At 59.4% G+C, this 3,420-nt stretch carries 3 protein-coding genes; all 3 read right to left on the bottom strand.

Annotated elements, in window-relative coordinates:
* Positions 1 to 184: 184 nt before the first annotated feature.
* Positions 185 to 2,686, bottom strand: coding sequence for a hypothetical protein (locus ACPLUI_RS12755; protein WP_424660634.1), 2,502 nt, complete (start codon positions 2,684 to 2,686; stop codon positions 185 to 187).
* Between the two features lie 6 nt (positions 2,687 to 2,692).
* Positions 2,693 to 2,887, bottom strand: coding sequence for a hypothetical protein (locus tag ACPLUI_RS12750; RefSeq protein ID WP_424660633.1), 195 nt, complete (start codon positions 2,885 to 2,887; stop codon positions 2,693 to 2,695).
* On the bottom strand, positions 2,884 to 3,420 hold a 537-nt coding region (locus tag ACPLUI_RS12745; protein WP_424660632.1), incomplete at its 5' end, for a hypothetical protein. The genes ACPLUI_RS12745 and ACPLUI_RS12750, both read right to left, overlap by 4 nt.

The following is a 3,420-nucleotide window of genomic DNA, read 5'->3' as shown; positions in this document are numbered from 1 at the left end:
ATAAGCTACTACCACCTTAACTCACCTCTTTTCCGAAAAGAGAAAAAGCTTCTACCACAAAAGGGAACAGATGCTTCAGAAACCCTGTTCCCTTTTGTGGTACGACCGCCATACTACGCCGTTTATTGGGCTGAGTAAAAACCTCTTGCAAATTCCAAACAACAGTGTAGAGTGGTGCACCTCGTTACCTTACTTTAACCACATCCTCCACTGGCCTCCCACCAAGTTCCTTCACCCCCACTTTGGCAAAGGAGGCCAGCACCTTCTGCCTGTCATTTTCGCTGTCCACGAAAATGGCGCGCGGGGGGTGCGCTCCAAAGAGGTCCACTCCATTTTTGAACATTATCTGGGCGCGCCAGGACCCGCTCCCGGTACTTTCGTATTCCGGGAGGTCTTCAACCTTCCTGGTCCTGCCGGAAACGCTGTAGTGGGCGTTTTCGGGGTTCACCGCCCCGAAGTCGTCTCCTTTGGTAGCGAACCAGTCCGACCGGGTCAGAAGCGCCTCCGGGTCCCACACAATGTCGAAGTCCTTTTGTTTTTTGTCTTTACGGAAGAAACAGAAGGCGTAGCTCGCGCCGCCGGTGACCATGTCCTGTTCGGACGATACACCCGAGTGCTTCACACCCATGCGCCGCCGCAACTCCGTGGAGGCGAGGACGCCACCGTTCTCGATCATGCGGCACAGGATGTCAACCTTTTTCCCGGGCGCGGTCTTGATCTCGTGCACGACGCAGTAACCTTTGGTCTTCTCCCGCACGGCTTCCGGCGTGAGGTCGAACCGGTTCCAGAAGTGGAAGCCTTTCCGGGACTGCGCCGCCGCGGGCACCGGCCGGTAGGTAGGAAGCTTATCCAGCCCGCCCGGCGCGAGGCCGAGCTTCCTCTCGAAGAACCTCTTCAAGAGCCGGGTCTTCTCCGCAAGGAGCGCCCGCTGGTTCTGGAGCACCAGTTCCTTGGCCAGGGCAAGCATTTCCTCCTCCGCCAGCCCTTTGGAAGCGGCGCCGTCGAGCGCTGCCAGGAGCTTTGCTTCCTGCTTCATCTCAAGAGCTTTGAGGGTTTCGCCGACGGCCCTGTATTCCGGGTCCTTCTCGTACCCCTGAGCCCAGACGTTGCGCTCCAGGTACATCACTTCCGCCTCTTCCGCCGAGGCGGGCGGCCCGGCGTGCAAGTGCAGGAGGTTCAGCTTCTGCAGCGCTCCCCTGCCGTCATTTACCCCCGGCGGGGCTATTAATTCGAGCGTGCCGCGGAGGGAATAGGGCACGGACTTGTCGTTCGGGTGGTACACGGCCTGGTAACCGTCACCCAGGTCTATGAGGTACTCGACGCCGTAAAACTTGTCCTCATTGCGCGTGCCGTCCCAGACGGCCGACCCGCCGGACTCCGAAGCGTTTATCCGGGATCCCGTGCGTTTCCTGGCCGGGAGGCCTTCCCCCTTGCCCGCCGGGACGACGACCTCCTCTTCCACCTCGACCGTTTGAGACGCGGTGAACTGCGTAACGAAGGGCGCCTTCGTCTTGCCGGCTACGGCGGACTCCACCGCCTTGAGCTGCGACACGTAGTGCTCCAGCATGGCCTGGACTTTTTCGTCCTGGGCGCTGCCCTGCAGTTTTTCGAGCCTGGCCCTGAGTTCCGCCATCCCCTTCAGCGTGTGGTCCGGGATCACGTTGTCCTTGCCCTCGCCGGTGTGGTGGTTGACGCTCTTGGCCACCTTGAGCAGTTGCGCATACAGGCCCTCCTGCTCGTCCAGGGGGAGAGGCGCTTCCTTTTCCACCTGCCGCTTGACTTTTACGGTGTGGCCGCCCTCAAGGTCCAGGGCGTCCAGGAGTTTGGCCTCGGACTCCTCCCGCACCTTGCCGAACAGGACCAGGCGGGACTTGGAGGAGTCCCCGCCGGGATCCCTGAACAGGGTCGCGGTCAGCGTCTGGTCCTCTATGTCCGGCCCGGCGACCAGGAAAGGCCGTCCCAGCGGGCCGGCCTCCGCCACTCCGTCCCAGAAGTCCTCCCTGACGGGGCTGGCTTCCAGGAGCCAGGCAGGAGGCGGCGCGGACGGAGAAAAGGGAGCTGCCTCTGCGGCTTCCGGCGCCCCCTCCTCTTTGCCCGTACCTCCCGGTTCGCCCGCCGGCTGTGCAGGATGCGCGGAAGCCGGAACATCCGTAAAAGGTCCCTGCTCTCCCTGGACCACCCCCGCATTCACATAACCCTGTTTCGCCGCCTCATTCTGAAGATTTTCCTGGAACTGCTCGTAGGTTATTTTACCTTCCAGAAATTTTGCATACTGGTCGTCGTAAAAACCCCAAAAATCGCTGTCAACAGGGAAGACCCCGATGTAATCAAAGTCCGACGGCTTTGGAACTTCTCCAGTCTCAACGTGCGGGGCCAGTCCCTCTTTCAGCTTCTCCTGGTCGCTGCTCAATACCGCTAAATGCCCTATGCCCAGCGGAACGGGTATGCCCAGTTCCTGGGCCTTTTCGTTCGCCAGGGTATATAATTCAACCGGGCTGATCTCGCCTGCCTGGTATTTTTTGAAAGCGCCGAACTGCCAGTCCCAATACAAGCCCCACATGGTAGCCATGACTTTAAAAGGAATGTTGGTTCCCGGTGCTTCCGGAGCCAGGGCAGGGGAAATGGCCGCACCGGCACCCGCACCCAGGGCGAGGACGCTTTTCTTCTTCTTGCTCCCGCCGCCCACCGGAGATCACCTCCGCTCCTCAGTTTGACAGTCCCGGCAGAGGTTAAAATCGTCGAACCAGGGCCAAGCGACATCCACCGTATCCCCTATATGCAGGGGTTTGCCGCACCTGTTACAGTGCGGCATGCCCAACCGGTCGACCTCTTCCCCGTGCATTTCCAGCCAGTCCCAGTCCAGCGGCTTCCGTGTTATGCTCGTCAACTGGACCCCTCCTCCTCCCGGCGACCCGCCAGCACTAAGGGCATTACACCTATCCTGATTTTGTTTATGGTGAACAGAACCGGGTCGCACTTGTTTGATGTCCAGAGTACGTCAAATTTTTCTCCGCCAAATGCTTCAAGCACCATTTGAAAGTATTCGTTTTTTAGAAAAACGGTCTTTGAAGGCAGCACCAGCTTTACCGCGTCCTCGCCGGAAACGTCCTTTGTGGAGCCAGGATTGAATTCACAGCAGTGCCACAGGGGCGGGGACGCGTTCCAGTACCTCACGGCGCTTTCATATTCCGGCCAGCCGCTCTTGCGGCAGACTTCAGCATAGCTTTCAGTGAGTTCAAGAATCCCTTTATCCTGAAGCTCAGCGGGTACCTCGCAGTCTACCCGGCAGAGAATTTCCGCGTTCGTCGCCGCCAGGAAAGATTCCCTGGCTTCTACGGCAACGAACCGCAGTCCCCTGTTCCCCCTGTTGTCGGCAAACCGGCTGACCAGGTTGTAGGTATCCAGCAGTTCCGGCGATAC

It is taken from the genome of Desulfofundulus sp., from assembly GCF_049701015.1.
GTDB lineage: Bacteria > Bacillota > Desulfotomaculia > Desulfotomaculales > Desulfovirgulaceae > Desulfofundulus.
The sequence above is the reverse complement of the archived record's forward strand: the minus strand, read 5'-3'. Positions and strand labels throughout refer to the sequence as shown.